Below are 18,469 nucleotides of genomic sequence, written 5' to 3' on the forward strand. Positions count from 1 at the left end.
GACAACGCTCTCGGACGTCTATGCTCCAGTAATATTTCTTGGCTGGACACAGCGCAATGCCTTCAGGTCTATCCCTTAAGTTGCAGCCAGGCCATCTCATCCTGCTGGGGGCGCTGGCCCTGAGCGGTTGTATTCGTCTGGGACCGGACTTCCAGCCGCCAGGTGAGGAGTGGATCAAAACATGGGACACCCCGGCCCTCGAACAATCCAGCCAACGCGGGCCTAATCCGGATCTGCGACAGTGGTGGCAAATCTTCCGCGACCCGGTGCTCAACAAACTGATTGCCCAGGCTGATGCTTACAACTCCAGCCTCAAGATTGCCGGTTTGCACGTTATGGAATCCCGCGCCCAACTGGGCATTACGCAAGCCGGGCTGTACCCACAACTGCAGCAGGTCAGCGCTGACAGTTTGTACGTTGACCATCACCAATATGGTGGCAACAATCCCAAAGACAGCAATTTCTGGCAACACAGCGGCGGGTTTGACATCGCCTGGGAGCTCGACTTCTGGGGGCGTTTCAGCCGCGCCATCGAGTCGGCCGATGCCAGTTATTTTGCCGCCCAGGCCAACTATGAAGACGTCCTGGTATTGGTGCGCTCCCAAGTGGCGGACACCTATTATTTGTTGCGCACCACGGATGCCCGTTTGCGTGTCGCGCGTGAAAACGCCGCGCAGCAAAAGCGCAATTACGAAATCACCGAAAAACTGTTCAACAGCGGCCAGGATGCCGAACTCGATCTGCAACAGGCCAAAACCCAATACTTGGGCACGTTGGCCACTATTCCCAACCTCCTGGACCAGTTGCAACGCACGCGTAATGCCTTGGCCGTGCTGATTGGGCAAACGCCGGGCAGCCTGCCACAGGTGATCGATAACGACACCCTGATCCCGCTGGTCGATCGCGCCGTGCTGCAAGATGTGCCATCCAACCTGCTGCTGCGCAGACCTGATGTACGCGCCGCCGAACTCAACGTCGCCGCCCAAGGTGCGCTGATCGGCGTGGCCGAAAGTGATTTCTATCCGTCGCTGACGCTGCTCGGCAGCATTGTCTGGTCGGCGGACTCTCTCCATGGCACATCCAGTAGCCTCGACCTGGTCGGGGGGCCCAGCCTGCGCTGGAATGTGTTCGATCACGGGCAGATCGCCAACAACGTGCGCGTCCAGGACGCGCGGTTGCAGGAGTTGATCGAAGCCTACCGCGATAAGGTTCGCCAGGCCGCTGCCGAGGCCGATGATGCGGCCAATGGCCTGATCCAGTCATTGGAGAGCGAACGCATTCTGCGCGACGCCGGAGGGGCTGCCGAACGTTCGTTGGTACTGGCCAGCGTGCAATTCCGGGAAGGTTACGCCGACTTCCAACGGGTGCTGGACGCTCAACGCGCGTTGCTCGAACAACAGGACAATTACCTGGTAGCACGCGGTAATGCGGTCAGCAATGTCATCGCCCTGTACAAGGCCTTGGGTGGTGGTTGGTACACCAACCAGCCGTTTGTAGACTCAACCACCCGCCAAGTGATGGAAAATCGCACGGACTGGGGCCATATGCTTGACGAGCCCAACGCCGCACTGCCCGCTTACCCGCTGCCAGCCAAGGAAAATAGCCATGAGTGAAGCCTCGCAGCCCTCTCCCGACACCACCGAACCGGTAGCGGCCGATCCGGTGAAAAAAGGCATCAAGTGGGTGTTGATACTGATCATCCTGAGCCTGGTCTGGTACTTGCTGGCCGACCGGTTCACGCCGTATACGCAACAAGCGCGTGTGGGCGCCTTCGTCATTCCAGTGGCGTCGGAAGTCGCGGGCAAGGTGATCCGGGTGAACGTACACAACAATCAAATCGTCAAGGCTGGCGAGGTGCTCTTCGAGGTGGATCCGGCGCCCTATCAGATTGCCGTCGACCGCGCCCGCGCCGACCTTGAGACAACACGCCGGCAATTAGGGGCCAGCACCGCGGGGATTGCCTCGGCGCAAGCCGCATTACGCGTCGCCCAGGCCAATGAAACCAAGGCGCGTCAGGAGAATCAGCGCCTCGAAGGGTTGTACCGTGAAGACCCAGGGACCATCTCTGTGCGCGTGCTCGAAATGTCACGCACCACCCGCGATGCGGCAGTCAGTCAAACCGCCGCCGCCCGTGCCGAAGTAGAACGTGCCAAGGAAACGGAAGGCGGCGGCGAAGATGTCAACGCAAAGTTGCGTAGCGCCGCCACGGCCCTGTCAAAAGCCGAACTGGACCTGGCCAACACGCAAACGCGCGCGCGTTCGGCAGGGCTGATCACTGACCTGCGCACCGATGTCGGGCAATTCGCCTCGGCGGGCGGCCCGGTCATGACCCTGATCACCATTCAAGACATATGGATCACTGCTGACATGACCGAGAACAACCTCGGTCATATCAAGCCCGGCACACCGGTGTCTATTGTGCTCGACTCGCTGCCGGGCGAAGTCTACGACGGTCAGGTACGCAGTGTCGGTTATGGCATCAGCGTCGGACAGCCGGCCCCGCCCGGCACCTTGCCTGGCATACAAAACAGTCGGGATTGGCTGCGACCCGCTCAACGGTTCCCGGTGATCATCGAGTTTTCCCCGGAGTCTAAGAGCGCGCTGCTGGGCAGTGGTGCCATTCGTGCCGGTGGACAAGCTGAAGTCATGGCATTCCCCTCGGAAGGCAATCTGCTCAACCCGCTTGGCCATTTATATTTAGGCCTGATGAGCTGGCTGTCGTATGCCTACTAAACGTTCCCCACGGGAGCAGCGTGCCTTACGGCTGGCCAGTGGTACGGCACTGTGCCTGGCCATCAGTTTCGGCCTGGCATTGCCGATACCGTTTCTCGCGCCCGTGCTGTGCCTGATACTCCTGGCCTCGGTTAATCGCCCGTTGCCCTTCAAAGCGGCGATCGTTCTCGCGCTGGTCGCGATGCTGACCACCGGTATCGGCCTGCTCTTGATTCCGGTCCTGCGTTACTACCCGTTGACCGGCGTGCTGCTGGTCACGGTCAGCCTGTTCATGGTCTTCCGGTGGGGGCTCAGTGGCGGCAATAACCTGATCGTGACTTTGCTGGTGATGGGCCTGACCATGATCTCGTCGGCGGGCGTCGCCGAGTTCGACGCGGCAGCGATGGTCATTGGGGCACTGGTCAAGGGCTTGTTAATGGCGGTGCTGGTGATTGCGATCAGTCATTGGCTGTTCCCCGAGCCCGCCAATGCGCCCTCGCCGCCCGCTGCCCCACCGCCGATGGGTGAAGAAGCCAGTCGGATTGCGTTGCGTGCAACCTTGATTGTCTTGCCGACGTTCCTGCTGGCAATGATCGACCCGGCGAGCTATCTGCCGATCATCCTGAAGGCAGTCGGCCTGGGTCAGCAATGCAACACGACCAACGCCCGCAATGCCGGTCGCGAGCTGGTCGGCGCCACCTTGCTTGGAGGCTTGTTGGCCATTGTGTTCTGGTGCGCTCTGAGCCTGTTCGTGAACCTGTGGATGTTCTTCCTGTGGACGCTGCTGTTCGGCCTGATACTGGCGCGCAAGCTGTATGCCCTGAGCCCGAGCCGGTTTGGCCCTGGGTTGTGGCTCAACACCTTTATCACCTTGATCATTCTGCTGGGCCAGTCAGTGCAGGACAGCGCTTTGGGCAAAGACGTCTACACCGCCTTCGCCGTGCGCATGGGGCTGTTCATCGCCGTCACGCTGTATGCCTGCCTGATGGTCAGACTGCTTGATCGACCCTCGAAAGCGCAGGCTCACGGAGTCACCTGATACCCCTTGCCTTGCAGGCAACTGGTATAGGCTGTCGAGGTGGTGGCAGCGCTGGTTTTCTCATTTTCCCGGCGCTCCTGACGCTGACGCGAACCACCGACCACGACACCTGCCGCCGCCGCTCCTTGAGCTTGATTCTGCCGATACTCCTGTTTCACGTCGTCATTGGCGCCCTCGTAAAACTCGTCATGTTGACGCCCGCGTGCATCGGCTGCGACGGCCCCGGCCGCCGCCCCGACCGCCGCCCCACGCATTCTTCCCCCGGAAGGAGACGTGTCAGTCGAAGCCGCCTGACTGGCTGCCACGCTATGGCATTCGTTGATGTCCAACTGGGTTTGTTGCGAACTCTGGCCTTTGGTCGGCACCACGGTTTCAGCCCAGCCCTGGGCCGATGACACCGACAACGCAACGCACAGGCTGATGGAAGACAACTTATGCATGATGACCTCCTGCGCGACACCCCTGGGCCGTTGCCCACCGATCCCGCGGTTGATTAAGCAGTTAAAAGTGTAGATCAACCCTCACCTGCCTCAGGGCCATTAAAGTCAGCGGCGCCCCGTCAACATGAAACTTTTCGATCGTTTTGTCCTGATGACCTAACCTCATAGGCTAAGTGGTCAACAACAGAGCGGACACGCCTATGCGCCATGCATTGATGTCAGTGATTTTCGTCGCGCTCGCGCTGCTGGGACTTAGTGGTGCTGCACTGTCCGCTGCTGAACCGACGCCGTCTTCAATCATTGTTACAGAAGCTCCGCCGGCAGTAGTGTCCACGACTGAACTGCAAGCCCTGCAAATGCGGCTGGACCTGATTAAACAACAGGTTTCAGTGGCCAATAACGTCACCCTGATGGTCGGCCTGCAAGATTCCGTTCAGTTGTTTATCAAAGACGTGGACACCCTGCAGTCATCGCTGCTGCCCGAACAAAAACAATTACAAGCACAACTTGATGTATTGAGCGGTCCCGTCTCGATTGGCGATGTCGCGGTAGACAAATCGGGCATCACCACGCAACGGACCGATATTTCCGAGCAAAAGAAAACAATCGACTCAACGTTGAAAAACCTGGCCGCCTTAAGATCCAGCGCCGTTGACCTGCTGACTCAAATTGCCGCCATTCGGCGCAGCCTGCTGGAAAGCGAAGTCACGCTACGCAGCGGAAGCATCCTGGCGCGGGACTTTTGGGAGCCATTGATCAATCCGCTGATGGAAGATCGCCTGCGCCTCAACGATTTCATTGAACAGACCAGTAAAGTCTTCGCGGCCGCCTGGCAACCCGGCGAACGTCTGACTACGAGCATACTGATCGTGCTGGCCGTGGCCATCTGGATCTGGGGCCGTAGAGTGGCTGATCAGGGGCTGACCTGGATTTGCATACATCGCCTGCCGGTAGGGCGATTGCGTCGAAGCGCACTGGCGCTGGCGTCGGTATTTGCAACCGTGTTGACCACTGCCTTTGCGTTGCACTTGGTGTTCCATGCGCTCACACGACAACAGCTGTTGTCGCCCATGATGCAGACCTTCGCCGAGGAGTTCGAAAAACTCATTTATACCTGCGTCTTGATCACAGGGTTGAGCCGGGCAATGCTGGCGAACCAGCACCCCTCCTGGCGGCTACCGGATATCGCCGATTCCGTCGCCGAGGCAATGAAGCCCTTCCCCAGGATACTGGCCGCCACCCTGCTGATATTGGTAACGGCGGCGCAAATCACCAATGTCACGGGCATGAGCGGCCCCGCCGTGCTGTTGGGACGAGGCTTGATCGCACTGGTGGTCACAGCGCTGCTCATCCTGTTGTTCCGCCGTGCCAGTCACGCCCAAAGGGAAGTGGTGGCCGCTGGCGATGACACTGAAACGAGCACCGCCCTGGCCGGCCTGATTTACTCCGGCACGATTATCGCGTTGATTACCTCCATCTTCGCCCTGTTGATCGGCTACGTCTCCCTGGCAAGGTTTATCACTTACGAAATGGTCTGGGCATTCATCATCCTGTCCGGCTTCTACATCCTGATTCAGTTGCTCAAAGACTGTTGCGAGTACCTTTTCTCACCCAAGAGTCCCAGCGGCAAGGCGATCAAACAACTGCTGGGGGTTGGCGATGTGCGGCTTGAGCAAGCCGAAGTCATCCTGTCCGGGGCCGGTCGTGCTGCATTATTGCTGTTGGCCGTCATTTCACTGTTTGTCGGTGGCGTTGGCACCACGCTCGGCCAACTGGTTACCCAGGCGCTGTCCATTCTCGGCGGCGACGGCTTGCGCAAACTGAACATCATCCCGGGCCACTTACTCAATGCAATCCTGGCCCTGGTTATTGGTATCTACCTGATTCGGGCGCTTTGCCGCTGGCTCGATGACGAGTTCCTGCCGAAAACCAACATGGACCCCGGCATGTGTGCCTCGCTGAGCACACTGTTCGCCAACGTCGGCTACATCTTGGTGATTTTGCTGACGCTGTCATCGCTGGGCATCGAATGGACGAACCTGGCATGGATTGTCAGTGCGCTGTCGGTAGGTATCGGTTTTGGTTTGCAGGAAATCGTCAAGAACTTCGTCTCCGGCTTGATCCTGCTAACCGAGCGACCGGTCAAGGTGGGCGACCTGATCAGCATCAGCGGCGTCGAAGGTGATATCCGCCGCATCAACGTCAGGGCCACGGAAATCCAACTCAGCGACCGCTCGATTGTGATCGTGCCGAACTCCCAACTGATCTCGCAAAATCTGCGTAACGTGACTCTGGGCGGCAGTGCGCAAGGGGTCGCGACACTTGAGCTGGTGTTCCCGCTGGACATCGACCCGGAGCAGGTAAAAGACTTGCTGTACGACTGCTACCAGCGGAACGAAAACATCCTCGATAAACCGGCGGCGTTTGTGCGCTTCAGCAAACTCAGCCCGGACGGCATCATCTTGACCATCACCGGTTACGTCAGCAGCCCGAGAATTGTCGGCGTCACAAAAAGCGACCTGCTGTTCGAGATATTGAAGCGTCTGAGTGCGGCAGGCATTGCACTGGCCAAACCGGCGACCTAGACCTGATTGATGAGTGCGGTTCATGACTCTATAGACGAATTACGCAAAAACCTTTGCCAATCTGGCGGGTCACTCTTTCTGTGGACTTTGGTTATGCCAAAAACAGGAATCGACTCAATGGACAACCGTGCCCCGCTTCCGCTTTCCAGACGAAGGTTCCTGATCGTGGGGGTCGTGACGGCGGCAACCATGGTGCTTCCGCCTTTTATCTCGGCCAAAGCCTGCGCCGCCAATGCCGCGCAGCCGATCAGATCTGCCGTGACCCTTTCGGTCAATGGCGAACAGCGCGAGCTAGACCTCGACACCCGCACCACGCTGCTCGATGCATTGCGTGAACATTTGCGGCTCACCGGCACAAAAAAGGGTTGCGATCATGGCCAGTGCGGCGCTTGCACGGTGATCGTCGATGGCCGGCGCATCAATGCATGCTTGACACTGGCGGTGATGCACGACGGCGCAAAGGTCACCACCATCGAGGGAATGGGCACGCCTGAAAAGCTCCACCCAATGCAGGCTGCGTTCATCAAGCACGACGGTTACCAATGCGGGTATTGCACGCCGGGGCAGATCTGCTCGGCGGTCGCGGTACTGGAGGAGATCCGCGTCGGCATTCCGAGTCACGCCAGTGCCAGCCTTACCGATTCGCCGCAGCTGACCGCCAGTGAACTGCAGGAACGCATGAGCGGCAATATCTGCCGCTGCGGTGCCTACTCCAACATCATCGAAGCGATTACCGAAGTCGCGGAGGCCGACACATGAGGCCCTTCACCTACCTGCGTGCCAAATCCCCCGCCGAAGCTGCTGCGTTGGCGGCTCAGGTCAACGGCTCACGGTTCATCGCCGGCGGCACCAACCTGCTCGACTTGATGAAGCTGGACATTGAAATTCCCACGCACCTGATTGATGTCAACGGACTGACGCTGGACCGGATCGAAGCCACGCCCGAAGGTGGCCTGAGAATCGGCGCACTGGTCCGAAACACCGACCTCGCTGCCGACTCCCGGGTTCGCAAGGACTACGCGCTGCTGTCCCGCGCCCTCCTCTCCGGTGCTTCCGGCCAGTTGCGCAACAAGGCGACCACCGCCGGCAACCTGTTGCAACGCACGCGCTGCCCGTATTTCTACGACACTAACCAGGCCTGTAACAAACGCCAACCCGGAAGCGGCTGCGCTGCCATTGGCGGTTTCAGCCGTTCATTGGGCGTCATCGGTGTGAGCGATACCTGTATTGCCACGCACCCCAGCGACATGGCCGTGGCCATGCGTGCGCTCGATGCACAGGTCGAAACCGTGCGCCCCGATGGATCGAGCCGGGTGATTCCAATAGCCGATTTCCATCGATTGCCGGGCAACACGCCAAACATCGAAACCACGCTGGCGGCCAATGAGTTGATCACCGCCGTAACCCTGCCAGCGCCACTCGGCGGCACGCACATTTATCAGAAGGTTCGGGACCGCGCTTCGTACGCGTTCGCGCTGATTTCCGTGGCTGCCGTCATTCAGCAGGACGGCAGCGGCCACGTCGCACTGGGCGGCGTTGCGCACAAGCCATGGCGCGTCGAAACGGCTGAAGCGGCAATGCCGCAAGGGGCCAAAGCCGTGGCGGATCAGTTGCTCGCTGGCGCGACACCCACCCCGGAAAACGCCTTCAAACTCACCTTGGTCGAGCGCACGCTCGCGTCGGTAATGGCACAAGCGAGGACTCACGCATGAAATTCGACACCCTCGCCACCACCAACCCCATCGACCAAATGAAAGTGATCGGAAAACCGACCACCCGCATCGAAGGGCCGTTGAAAACCACTGGCTCTGCGCCTTATGCCTACGAACATCATGACGTAGCGCCGAGCCAGGCGTATGGCGTGGTGGTCGGTTCGGCCATCGCCAAGGGCCGCATTGCCTCGATGAACCTTGAAGACGCGCAGTCCGTGCCAGGGGTGATCACCATTGTCACGGCCACCAACGCTGGCAAGCTGGGCAAAGGCAAGTACAACACCGCAAAACTGCTTGGTGGCCCTGATATCCAGCATTATCACCAGGCTGTGGCGCTCGTGGTGGCGAACACTTTCGAACAGGCACGGGCCGCTGCGCAGTTGCTCCACATCCAGTACGTCAGCAGCGAGGGAGCCTTCGATCTGGCCAGCGTTCGCAGTTCCGGCGAGCCCACCAAAGAATCGCCGGACACCACCCATGGTGATTTTGCCGGTGCCTTCGCGACAGCGCCGGTGCAGTTTGACGCGATGTATACCACCCCGGATCAAGCCCACTCAATGATGGAACCCTTTGCTTCGATCGCCTCGTGGCAAGGCGATCAGTTGACCCTGTGGACCTCGAATCAGATGATCGACTGGTCGGTGACGGACCTGGCGACCACGCTCGGTATCCCCAAGAAAAACGTCCGCCTGATCTCGCCCTACATCGGCGGCGGCTTTGGTGGAAAGCTGTTCTTGCGCTGCGATGCGGTACTCGCCGCCCTCGGCGCGCGCCTCGCCGGTCGGCCGGTGAAAGTCGCGCTGGCACGGCCGATGATGTTCAACAACTCGACCCACCGCCCGGCAACGATTCAACGCATTCGTATCGGCGCCACCGCGGACGGCAAGATCACCGCCATGGGCCATGAAGGCTGGTCCGGCGATCTGCCCGGCGGCAAAGTCGAACACGCCTCGCGACCAAGCAAACTGTTGTATGCCGGGGACAATCGATTGGTGTCGATGCGCCTGAGTACGCTTGACCTACCGGAAGGCAATGCCATGCGCGCGCCGGGTGAAGCACCGGGGCTGATGGCACTGGAAATCGCCATGGACGAGATGGCCGAAAAACTCAAACTCGACCCGATCGAGTTTCGGATCATCAACGACACCCAGGTCGATCCGGTCGACCCCAAGCGGCCCTTCTCCCAGCGACATCTGAGCGAATGCCTGCGCACCGGCGCGGCGCGATTTGGCTGGGACAAACGCCATCCACAACCGGGCATTCAACGCGAGGGCCGCTGGCTGATCGGCATGGGCGTCGGTGTCGCGTTTCGCAATAACCTGCAGGTGAAGTCCGGGGCACGGGTGCGCCTGGACGCCAGTGGAACGGTGACCGTGGAAACCGACATGACCGATATCGGCACCGGCAGTTACACGATCATCGCCCAGACCGCGGCCGAAATGTTGGGTGTCGGCCTTGAAGACGTGGTGGTACGGTTAGGCGATTCGAGCTTTCCGGTGTCCTCCGGCTCTGGCGGCCAGTTCGGCGGCAATTGCTCGACGGCGGGCGTGTACGCGGCGTGCGTCAAACTTCGCGAAGCGGTGGCGCAGCGCCTTGGCGTCAGCGTGGAGGATGCGGTGTTTGCTGGCGGTGAAGTGCACGCGGGTGGCAACAGTTTCGCTTTGCACGACGCGGCAACCGAAGGCGAAATCGTCGCCGAGGACTCCATCGAATTCGCCGGGTTGAGCAAGCAATATCAGCAATCCACCTTCGGCGCGCACTTTGTCGAAGTCGCGGTCGACAGCGCGACCGGTGAAACCCGTGTGCGGCGGATGCTGGCCGTGTGCGCCGCCGGGCGGATACTCAACCCGACCTCTGCGCGCAGTCAGGTGATCGGCGCGATGACCATGGGTGTCGGCGCGGCGTTGATGGAAGACCTGGTGGTCGATAAACGCCTGGGCTTCTTCGTCAATCACGATCTGGCCGGATACGAAGTGCCGGTGCATGCGGACATCCCGCATCAGGAAGTGATTTTCCTCGACGAAACCGACCCGGCCTCCTCGCCCATGAAAGCCAAAGGCGTCGGTGAGCTGGGGTTGTGCGGTGTCAGTGCGGCGATTGCCAATGCGATCTACAACGCCACCGGCGCGCGTGTTCGGGACTATCCGATCACGCTGGATAAAGTGCTGCACGCGCTACCGCCGATGGCCTGATCAAACCGTTATTGTGCGTGAGCGTAATCCGCTTCGCTGACCTGCTCCACCCAGTCAACCACCTTGCCATCCTGCACTTCGGCAATGGCGATGTGAGTCATTGCGGTGGTGGCCGTTGCGCCGTGCCAGTGCTTCACGCGAGGCGGGATCCATACGGTGTCGCCCGGCCTGATCACCTGCAACGGTTGACCAAGCGCCTGCACCCAGCCCGTTCCTGCCGTGACAATTAACGTCTGCCCCAGCGGATGTGTGTGCCAAGCGGTGCGCGCACCGGGCTCGAACGTAACCGTGGCTCCGCTGACCTGAGCTGGTTCAGAGCCTTTGAATGGCGCATCCACACGCACCGTCCCAGTGAAGTAATCGGCGGGGCCTTTGACGGAGGGTTGGGATCCATTGGGTGTAACAGTCAGCATCGGAGTCTCCTTAGCGTGTGAATCAAAAGCGAACAGCGAAAACGAGAGCGCGGTGACGGCAAGATTATTCATATCAGCCCTGACGCCAGGCAGTGGCAAGGCGCACTAATCTACCCGCTACGCACTCCTACGATTAGCCGTTAGAATCGGGTTAAACCTATGAGGGAGACTCATGAATGCTTCGGGAAAACGCCAACGACTTGCTCGCATTCCTCGCCGTTGCGCGTGAGCGAAGCTTTACCAAAGCCGCCGGCAAGCTGGGGGTTTCCCAGTCGGCGCTGAGCCATACCATTCGCGCACTGGAAGCGCGATTGGGCCTTCGCCTGCTGACCCGTACCACGCGCAGCGTTTCACCTACCGAGGCTGGTCAGCGCTTGCTGGAAACCGTGGGCCCGCACTTTGAAGAGATCGAAATCGAGCTAGCCGCGCTGAACGACTTGCGCGATACACCGGCAGGTAAGATCCGCATCAACGCCATGGACCATGCGCTGGAGTTCATCCTGTGGCCGGTCCTCAAACCGTTCCTGGCCAAATACCCGGATATTTCGGTGGAGGTCTGTTGCGATTACAGTTTCGTCGATATTGCCGCGCAGGGTTTTGATGCCGGAGTGCGCCTGGGCGAAGATGTGGCGCAGGGCATGATTGCCACTCGAATCGGGCCGGACATGCGCATGGCGGTGGTAGGTTCCCCGACGTACTTTGCCGAGCGCGCATTACCCGAAACGCCGCGCGATCTGACTGGGCATCAATGCAACAATCTGCGGCTGCCAACCAGCGGCGGCTTGTACACTTGGGAATTTAAAAAGAACCAGGAAAGCCTCAATGTCCGCGTCTCGGGCCAGGTCACCTTCAATGGCGTTTACCAGTTGCTCCAAGCAGCATTGGACGGCTTCGGCCTGAGCTACATCCCCGAAGACCTCGTGGCACCTCATCTTGCGGACGGTCGACTGGTGCAGGTGTTGAAAGACTGGAGCCCGCCGTTTTCCGGTTTTCACCTCTACTACCCGAGCCGGCGCCAGGCTTCGCCGGCGTTTGCGTTGCTGTTGGAGGCGTTGCGTTATCAGGGCTGACGCCATTCAAGCCCTGCTCATAGGCTAAAGCGCTTTTAGTAGACTAATCAGCACAACGCTCGGGACCTAAGATGGCGTATTGCGCCGCCCCCCCGAGAAGTTATTGTGCGCTCGGCCATGGCCGGATGGAGCGATTCAATTACCCTCTCCAGCGTGTCGGGCGGCCTGTTGTTACTGACGGTGTTTATCATCCACGAAGCGCGAGTCCATCAACCGATCCTGCCACTACGCCTGTTGAAGCACCGCACTCGTGCAGGTGCCTACGCGGCCGCTGCATTTGTGGTTAGCAGCTTGATGCTGGGCTTGGCATTGATGTGCGTGATTGTATTGATCATCAAGCCCGCCCTTTCGACCTCAAAGGCTCAAGTCAACCATTCATGATGTTCCGTACGCGTTGCTTGAGTTCAATCAGCGCTGACCGCCACGCTTGAGCGTTTCACTCGGCAATTCTTTGAACAACGCCCGATAACTGCTGGAAAACCGCCCCAGATGCCAGAACGACCAGTTCATCGCAACTTGCGCAACGGTGGTCTGGTTCGGCGTACAGCTGAGCAATTCACGGTGGGCGCTGTTGAGCCTGCGCAGACGCAGCCAATGGGTCGGCGTCATCCCGGTGAAGGCCTTGAAAGCCTGCTGCAACTGGCGCAGCGACACCCCGGCGACCTGCGAAAGATCCAGCAGATTAAGGATTTCATCCGGGGAATCGGCAGCCCACTCACCGATGCGTTTCATGATCGTGCGCGCTTCAGTGCGACGCTGTAAGCCGCCTCGATCGAGGCAAACAGACGCGTTGTCGAGGATGTACAAACAGTCCTCCAACAACTGCTGGGTCAAGGCTTCCTTGCTCGGAGGGTCGAGCGTTTCTCCCAGCCGGGTCAGCGTGCCGCTTAACCAGCGACTGAACAACGCATTCTGCCCTGAGTTCAGCGGTGACATGAACAACCCCTCGAGCTGCGCCACGTTCAAACCTTGTTGCTGAACGAACTCCGGGCCAAACACCACGGCGATTTCCTGGTAGTTCTCGGGGGTGATCCAAATGTTGCGGCTCTCGCCATTGAGCAGGTAGAGCGCGTTGTCGCTGCGATCAAAACAGAACGCCAGCGATCCCTGGGGTGCACTGAAATTTTGCTCGACCCGGGTATTCATCTGCTCTTCGTAGATCTCCACGCCGTGCAAGTCCAGATAGCGCACACGCCCGGCGAAATGCCCCGGAGACATTTGCTGATAGTGCTGCACCCAACCCGGTGTGGCGCGGATTTGCTCGGCTACATCTTCGGTGTTGAAGGCTTGGACCTGAATCGGACTGGACGCTGACATGGGAGACCTTACGCACTCGTTTGGTGCGTTTTGGTGCTGCTTAAAGTGGATAGATGGAACCGCAAGGCTCGCCCAAGATAGTCGTCAACGCGTCTCAGGGGAAGAGTGCGGTGAATGAAACAGCTCTCCCCCGGCGTTAATAAAACCAATAACGAGGTCTTTATGAATGTCCCCTTCGATCAGCTGTTCACGTGGCTGAAAGATCACAAAATTACCGAAGTCGAGTGTGTGGTCAGCGACTTGACTGGCATTGCACGCGGCAAGATTGCACCCACCAACAAGTTCCTGCATGAGCGAGGCATGCGCTTGCCGGAAAGTGTGCTTTTGCAAACGGTAACCGGGGACTTTGTCGACGACGACATCTACTACGACCTGCTTGACCCGGCCGATATCGACATGGTTTGCAAGCCAGTCCCTGATGCGGTTTTCGTCATTCCATGGGCCATCGAGCCCACTGCTATCGTTATCCACGACACCTTTGACAAATTCGGCAACCCGATCGAGTTGTCGCCGCGCAACGTGCTGAAGAAAGTACTGCAGTTGTACACCGACAAAGGCTGGAGGCCGATTGTCGCGCCGGAAATGGAGTTTTACCTGACCCAGCGTTGCGAAGACCCGGACTTGCCACTCAAGGCGCCGATGGGCCGTTCGGGCCGTGCCGAAAGCGGTCGCCAGTCGTTTTCCATCGATGCCGCCAACGAATTCGATCCGCTGTTCGAAGACGTCTATGACTGGTGCGAACTTCAAGGTCTGGACCTCGACACTTTGATCCATGAAGACGGCCCGGCGCAGATGGAAATCAACTTCCGTCACGGCGACGCGCTGGACCTGGCTGACCAGATCACCGTGTTCAAACGCACCCTGCGCGAGGCCGCGCTCAAGCACAATGTCGCGGCGACCTTCATGGCCAAGCCGATTGGCGATGAGCCCGGAAGCGCCATGCACATCCACCAGAGTGTGGTCGACATCGCAACCGGCCAGCCGATCTTCGCCGACGCGCATGGCAACATGAGCGAGCTGTTCCTGCACCACATTGGCGGCCTGCAAAAGTACATCCCAAAAGTACTGCCGATGTTCGCGCCCAACGTGAACTCGTTCCGCCGCTTCCTGCCGGACACCTCGGCGCCGGTCAACGTCGAATGGGGCGAAGAAAATCGTACCGTCGGCCTGCGCGTGCCGACTTCTTCGCCTGATGCCATGCGTGTGGAAAACCGCTTGCCGGGCGCCGACGCCAATCCGTACCTGGCGATTGCCGCCAGTTTGCTGTGCGGTTACCTGGGCATGGTCGAGCGCGTAGAACCGAGCGCAGCGGTGCAAGGTCGCGCCTATGAACGTCGCAACCTGCGCTTGCCGATCACCATCGAAGACGCGCTGACACAGATGGAAGAATGCGACACCGTCGAGCGTTATCTGGGCAGTAAGTTTGTCCGCGGTTATGTCGCGGTCAAGCGTGCGGAGCACGAGAACTTCAAGCGCGTGATCAGCTCCTGGGAGCGGGAATTCCTGATGATGAGTGTCTAGCCCATAACGGCCTCATCGCGAGCAGGCTCACTCCCACAGGGGAATGCATTCCAAATCTGCAATGCGTTCCCCTGTGGGAGCGAGCCTGCTCGCGATGGCGGCCTCCAGAACACCAAAGAAACTCCGGAAGAATCCAATAATTAGAAGAGGTGTCGATATGCGTCTATTGAAATCCGTGGTCCCGGTCGCGCTGGCGGCAGTGTTCAGCACTGGCGTGCAGGCTCAGCCACAGGTCAGCGTCTATAACTGGACCGATTACATCGGCGAAACCACCCTCGCCGACTTCCAGGCCAAAAGCGGGATCAAGGTGATCTACGACGTCTTCGACTCCAACGAAACCCTGGAGGGCAAACTGCTCGCGGGCCGCACCGGCTACGACGTGGTGGTGCCGTCCAACCACTTCCTCGCACGTCAGGTGAAAGCCGGTGCGTTCCTGAAACTGGACCGCGAGCAACTGCCGAACTTCAAAAATCTCGACCCGAAACTGCTGGCGTTGCTGGAAAAAAACGATCCGCAAAACGCGCACTCGGTCCCGTACCTATGGGGCACCAACGGCATCGGCTATAACGTCGACAAGGTCAAGCAAGTGCTGGGCGTCGATCACATCGATTCCTGGGCCGTTTTGTTCGAACCGGAAAACATAAAGAAACTGAGCCAGTGCGGCGTGTCAATGATGGACTCCGCGGATGAAGTGTTCCCGGCGATGCTCAATTACATGGGCATGGACCCGCGCAGCGAAAACCCTGAGGACTTCAAGAAGGCCGAAGCCAAGCTGTTGGCCATCCGTCCCTACATCACCTACTTCCACTCCTCAAAATATGTTTCGGACCTGGCCAACGGCGACATTTGCGTGGCCTTCGGCTACTCGGGTGACGTGTTCCAGGCCGCCAACCGCGCCAAGGAAGCCAAGAACGGCGTGAACATCGCCTACGCCATTCCCAAGGAAGGCAGCAACCTGTGGTTCGACTTGCTGGCCGTTCCTGCCGACGCGAGCAATCCAAAAGAAGCCCACGCGTTCATCAACTACCTGCTGGACCCACAAGTGATTGCCAAGGTCAGCGCGTCGGTCGGTTACGCCAACCCGAACCCGTCGGCCAAGGAATTCATGGACCCGGAACTGGTGAACAACCCTGAGGTGTATCCCTCGCAGGCCGTCCTCGACAAACTCTACATTTCGACCACCCCGCCCCAGGCGATCATGCGTTTGATGACCCGTTCCTGGAGCAAAGTGAAGTCCAACAAATGACTCAATACAGCAACGAACACACGCAGTCCTACTATGCCGCATCGGCTAACGGGCTGACGCAGCGCCCCACGCTGACCTCGGATCTGGTGGCCGATGTCTGTGTGATCGGCGGCGGCTTCACCGGCGTCAACACCGCCATCGAACTGGCGCAGCGCGGGCTCTCGGTGATCCTGCTGGAGGCTCGGCGGATTGGCTGGGGGGCCAGCGGGCGGAACGGCGGCCAGTTGATTCGCGGCATCGGCCATGACGTCAGCGGATTTGCCAAGCACGTTGGTGCCGAAGGTGTGCGCTATCTGGAACGTGCCGGCGTCGAATCGGTGCAAGTGGTGGGTAATCGGGTCCGCGAACACGGCATCGATTGCGACCTGCGCTGGGGCTTCTGCGAACTGGCCAACACCCCGGCGCAGTTCGCCGGGATGAAGGCCGAACACACGGAACTGATCGCCTCGGGCTACGCCCATGAAACCCGCCTGGTCGAACCCGGACAGATCCGCGAGCAGGTAGTGAACTCCGGCGTGTATGCCGGTGGTTTGGTGGACATGGGCTCGGGGCATTTGCACCCGCTGAACCTGGTACTCGGCGAAGCAGGTGTTGCGCAATCGCTGGGGGTGCAGATTTTCGAGCAGAGCCCGGTGCTGGAACTGATTCATGGCAGTACCGTGCAGGTGCGGTGTGCCGGCGGCACGGTGCGCGCCGGCAGTCTGGTGCTGGCTTGCAACGCGCATCTGGAGGAACTCGAACCCAAGCTCAGCGGCAAAGTGCTGCCGGCGGGCAGCTACATCATCGCCACCGAGCCCTTGTCGGAGGACGCTGCCGCGCAACTGATCCCGCATAACGTCGCGTTGTGCGACCAGAAGGTCGGCCTGGATTACTACCGGCTCTCGGCGGACCGGCGCTTGCTATTCGGCGGTGCCTGCCATTATTCCGGGCGCGATCCGACCGACATCGCGGCGTACATGCGCCCGCAAATGCTCAAGGTGTTCCCGCAATTGGCCAAAGTGCGGATCGACTACCAATGGGGCGGCATGATCGGCATCTCCGCCAATCGCTTCCCTCAGGTCGGACGCTTGAGCCAGCACCCGAACGTGTTCTACGCCCAGGGCTATTCCGGCCATGGCCTGAACGTTACCCACTGGTGCGCCAAACTGTTGGGCGAAGCCATCCACGCCGGCCACAGCCAGGGCTTCGACATCTTCAGCGCCGTGCCGCACATGACGTTCCCCGGCGGGCGCGCCCTGCGCTCGCCACTGCTTGCGCTGGGAATGCTCTGGTATCGAATGCGGGAAGTGCTGGGATGACAGCCTATATCTGAACCCCCTCTGCGAGGGGGCTTGCCCCCCCGCCCTGATCAGTCTGCCCAGCGGCCTCCTGCCGATTTCGGTTGGCGGAAGGTGCCCGGCATCAGGCAATACCCGTTAACGTCGCCCCTCCCCTCGTTCAAGCCCAGTAAAGGCCCTCCATCACTCTGAACTTTATTCATGAACGGCAATGAAGTTGTCGTTAAATGAAAAACGTTTGTCGCCGAATGAATGGTCCCCCTCCGAAAAATGGGCGTAGAAGTCACCAGCAGGTACTGCTGGATGATGCCTTTGCGCCATAGTTCCGATTTACATGCCTCAAATCCTAATAATAATCCGAATAAGGATCGCGTTTTATGCGTGTGAACTTGCCCGTCACCGAGCATGAAAGAGTATTTCCCGCCGAACAACGATTGATCTCCACCACCGATCTGGATAGCCGAATCACTTACTGCAATGACGCGTTCGTTGCCATCAGCGGCTTCACTTACGATGAATTGATCGGCCAGCCCCATAACATGGTTCGACACCCCGATATGCCACCTGGGGTATTCATTCATATGTGGCACACCATCAAGCAAGGCAAACCCTGGATGGGTATTGTGAAAAATCGCGCAAAAAATGGTGATTTCTATTGGGTCAGTGCCTACGTTACGCCCATCTATGAAAACGGCCGCATGAGTGGTTACGAGTCGGTTCGCTCGGTGCCCAGCCGCGACCAGGTCCGTCGGGCAACAGCACTTTATGCAAGGATGCGGGCTGGCAAGCCGATCGTTGCGCTGAGCGCGCGGATTTTCCGGCCTCTGCAACACGCTTGGCCATTGCTGATGGCAGGCGGGATTTCACTGCTGGGTGATCAGTTATTACCCAAAGCTGCGGCTCAGGGAGTTTTGTTGGCGAGCCTGACCATTGCCTGGTACCTGA

General features: G+C 59.4%; 16 protein-coding genes and 1 pseudogene. 13 read left to right on the forward strand and 4 right to left on the reverse strand.

The features are described 5' to 3' along the window. Positions 1-56: 56 nt before the first annotated feature. Genes AC3ISI_RS13860 through AC3ISI_RS13870 form a run of 3 tightly spaced genes read left to right on the forward strand, consistent with a single transcriptional unit; the run spans position 57 to position 3,751 of the window. Positions 57-1,613, forward strand: a complete 1,557-nt coding sequence (locus AC3ISI_RS13860; protein WP_489337475.1) for an efflux transporter outer membrane subunit — start codon at positions 57-59, stop codon at positions 1,611-1,613. Further along, positions 1,606-2,733 carry an HlyD family secretion protein gene (locus tag AC3ISI_RS13865; protein ID WP_489337476.1) on the forward strand — a complete coding sequence of 376 codons (1,128 nt, stop codon included), beginning with the start codon at positions 1,606-1,608 and terminating at the stop codon, positions 2,731-2,733. Before AC3ISI_RS13860 ends, AC3ISI_RS13865 begins: the two co-directional genes overlap by 8 nt. Then, positions 2,723-3,751, forward strand: coding sequence for a DUF2955 domain-containing protein (locus tag AC3ISI_RS13870; RefSeq protein ID WP_489335151.1), 1,029 nt, complete (start codon positions 2,723-2,725; stop codon positions 3,749-3,751). The genes AC3ISI_RS13865 and AC3ISI_RS13870 overlap by 11 nt, the downstream gene beginning before the upstream one ends. On the opposite strand, the gene AC3ISI_RS13875 is transcribed toward AC3ISI_RS13870, so the two are convergent. After that, positions 3,736-4,191, reverse strand: a complete 456-nt coding sequence (locus AC3ISI_RS13875) for a hypothetical protein (protein WP_489337477.1) — start codon at positions 4,189-4,191, stop codon at positions 3,736-3,738. The genes AC3ISI_RS13870 and AC3ISI_RS13875 overlap by 16 nt on opposite strands. A gap of 200 nt (positions 4,192-4,391) precedes the next feature. On the opposite strand from AC3ISI_RS13875, the gene AC3ISI_RS13880 reads away from it, so the two are divergent. From AC3ISI_RS13880 to paoC, 4 genes are all read left to right on the forward strand, one after another. Then, positions 4,392-6,776, forward strand: a complete 2,385-nt coding sequence (locus AC3ISI_RS13880; protein ID WP_489337479.1) for a DUF3772 domain-containing protein — start codon at positions 4,392-4,394, stop codon at positions 6,774-6,776. Between the two features lie 117 nt (positions 6,777-6,893). After that, positions 6,894-7,535, forward strand: coding sequence for an aldehyde dehydrogenase iron-sulfur subunit PaoA (gene paoA / locus AC3ISI_RS13885; protein ID WP_489337480.1), 642 nt, complete (start codon positions 6,894-6,896; stop codon positions 7,533-7,535). Beyond that, positions 7,532-8,488 (forward strand): FAD binding domain-containing protein, encoded by a 957-nt coding sequence (locus AC3ISI_RS13890; protein ID WP_489337481.1) that lies wholly within the window; start codon positions 7,532-7,534, stop codon positions 8,486-8,488. Before paoA ends, AC3ISI_RS13890 begins: the two co-directional genes overlap by 4 nt. Continuing rightward, entirely contained in the window at positions 8,485-10,680 is a 2,196-nt protein-coding gene (gene paoC / locus AC3ISI_RS13895) for an aldehyde oxidoreductase molybdenum-binding subunit PaoC (protein WP_489337482.1), read from the forward strand. Before AC3ISI_RS13890 ends, paoC begins: the two co-directional genes overlap by 4 nt. 8 nt (positions 10,681-10,688) lie before the next feature. On the opposite strand, the gene AC3ISI_RS13900 is transcribed toward paoC, so the two are convergent. Further along, the gene (locus AC3ISI_RS13900; RefSeq protein WP_489337483.1) at positions 10,689-11,165 is read right to left on the reverse strand and encodes a (R)-mandelonitrile lyase; all 477 of its coding nucleotides are present in this window, start codon (positions 11,163-11,165) and stop codon (positions 10,689-10,691) included. A gap of 104 nt (positions 11,166-11,269) precedes the next feature. Between AC3ISI_RS13900 and AC3ISI_RS13905 the strand changes: the two genes are divergently transcribed. Then, entirely contained in the window at positions 11,270-12,163 is an 894-nt protein-coding gene (locus AC3ISI_RS13905) for a LysR family transcriptional regulator (RefSeq protein WP_489337484.1), read from the forward strand. 117 nt (positions 12,164-12,280) lie between these two features. After that, entirely contained in the window at positions 12,281-12,544 is a 264-nt protein-coding gene (locus tag AC3ISI_RS13910; protein ID WP_489337485.1) for a hypothetical protein, read from the forward strand. Positions 12,545-12,571: 27 nt separating this feature from the next. On the opposite strand, the gene AC3ISI_RS13915 is transcribed toward AC3ISI_RS13910, so the two are convergent. Beyond that, positions 12,572-13,480: a helix-turn-helix domain-containing protein gene (locus tag AC3ISI_RS13915; RefSeq protein ID WP_489337487.1), complete on the reverse strand. Its 909-nt coding sequence runs from the start codon at positions 13,478-13,480 to the stop codon at positions 12,572-12,574. A 162-nt stretch (positions 13,481-13,642) separates the two neighbouring features. Here AC3ISI_RS13915 and AC3ISI_RS13920 point away from each other — a divergent pair, with 162 nt between their 5' ends. The 3 genes from AC3ISI_RS13920 (at position 13,643) to AC3ISI_RS13930 (ending at position 17,545) form a co-directional block, all read left to right on the forward strand. Next, positions 13,643-15,001, forward strand: coding sequence for a glutamine synthetase family protein (locus AC3ISI_RS13920; protein ID WP_489337488.1), 1,359 nt, complete (start codon positions 13,643-13,645; stop codon positions 14,999-15,001). Positions 15,002-15,158: 157 nt separating this feature from the next. After that, a complete protein-coding gene (locus tag AC3ISI_RS13925) occupies positions 15,159-16,247 on the forward strand; it encodes a polyamine ABC transporter substrate-binding protein (RefSeq protein ID WP_489337489.1) in 1,089 nt (362 codons plus the stop codon). Then, a complete protein-coding gene (locus AC3ISI_RS13930; protein ID WP_489337490.1) occupies positions 16,244-17,545 on the forward strand; it encodes an NAD(P)/FAD-dependent oxidoreductase in 1,302 nt (433 codons plus the stop codon). Before AC3ISI_RS13925 ends, AC3ISI_RS13930 begins: the two co-directional genes overlap by 4 nt. A gap of 50 nt (positions 17,546-17,595) precedes the next feature. Here the strand turns inward: AC3ISI_RS13930 and AC3ISI_RS13935 are convergent, their stop codons facing one another. Further along, complete coding sequence (locus AC3ISI_RS13935) at positions 17,596-18,060, reverse strand: hypothetical protein (RefSeq protein ID WP_489337814.1); 465 nt, start codon at positions 18,058-18,060, stop codon at positions 17,596-17,598. Here AC3ISI_RS13935 and AC3ISI_RS13940 point away from each other — a divergent pair. Further along, positions 17,959-18,210 (forward strand): annotated as a pseudogene (locus AC3ISI_RS13940) (PAS domain-containing protein); the annotation flags it as partial. The gene AC3ISI_RS13935 and the pseudogene AC3ISI_RS13940 sit on opposite strands and share 102 nt — an antisense overlap. Between the last annotated feature and the right edge of the window lie 259 nt (positions 18,211-18,469).

The organism is Pseudomonas sp. GL_139_B (genome assembly GCF_057834475.1).

Coding starts and splice junctions, on each gene's coding strand:
- AC3ISI_RS13860 (WP_489337475.1), top strand. CDS start 57: ATGCCTTCAGGTCTATCCCTTAAGTTGCAGCCAGGCCATCTCATCCTG.
- AC3ISI_RS13865 (WP_489337476.1), top strand. CDS start 1,606: ATGAGTGAAGCCTCGCAGCCCTCTCCCGACACCACCGAACCGGTAGCG.
- AC3ISI_RS13910 (WP_489337485.1), top strand. CDS start 12,281: ATGGCCGGATGGAGCGATTCAATTACCCTCTCCAGCGTGTCGGGCGGC.
- AC3ISI_RS13900 (WP_489337483.1), bottom strand. CDS start 11,165: ATGAATAATCTTGCCGTCACCGCGCTCTCGTTTTCGCTGTTCGCTTTT.
- AC3ISI_RS13920 (WP_489337488.1), top strand. CDS start 13,643: ATGAATGTCCCCTTCGATCAGCTGTTCACGTGGCTGAAAGATCACAAA.
- AC3ISI_RS13890 (WP_489337481.1), top strand. CDS start 7,532: ATGAGGCCCTTCACCTACCTGCGTGCCAAATCCCCCGCCGAAGCTGCT.
- AC3ISI_RS13880 (WP_489337479.1), top strand. CDS start 4,392: ATGCGCCATGCATTGATGTCAGTGATTTTCGTCGCGCTCGCGCTGCTG.
- AC3ISI_RS13915 (WP_489337487.1), bottom strand. CDS start 13,480: ATGTCAGCGTCCAGTCCGATTCAGGTCCAAGCCTTCAACACCGAAGAT.
- paoA (WP_489337480.1), top strand. CDS start 6,894: ATGGACAACCGTGCCCCGCTTCCGCTTTCCAGACGAAGGTTCCTGATC.
- AC3ISI_RS13875 (WP_489337477.1), bottom strand. CDS start 4,191: ATGCATAAGTTGTCTTCCATCAGCCTGTGCGTTGCGTTGTCGGTGTCA.
- AC3ISI_RS13905 (WP_489337484.1), top strand. CDS start 11,270: ATGCTTCGGGAAAACGCCAACGACTTGCTCGCATTCCTCGCCGTTGCG.
- paoC (WP_489337482.1), top strand. CDS start 8,485: ATGAAATTCGACACCCTCGCCACCACCAACCCCATCGACCAAATGAAA.
- AC3ISI_RS13870 (WP_489335151.1), top strand. CDS start 2,723: ATGCCTACTAAACGTTCCCCACGGGAGCAGCGTGCCTTACGGCTGGCC.
- AC3ISI_RS13930 (WP_489337490.1), top strand. CDS start 16,244: ATGACTCAATACAGCAACGAACACACGCAGTCCTACTATGCCGCATCG.
- AC3ISI_RS13935 (WP_489337814.1), bottom strand. CDS start 18,060: ATGGGGCTGGCCGATCAATTCATCGTAAGTGAAGCCGCTGATGGCAAC.
- AC3ISI_RS13925 (WP_489337489.1), top strand. CDS start 15,159: ATGCGTCTATTGAAATCCGTGGTCCCGGTCGCGCTGGCGGCAGTGTTC.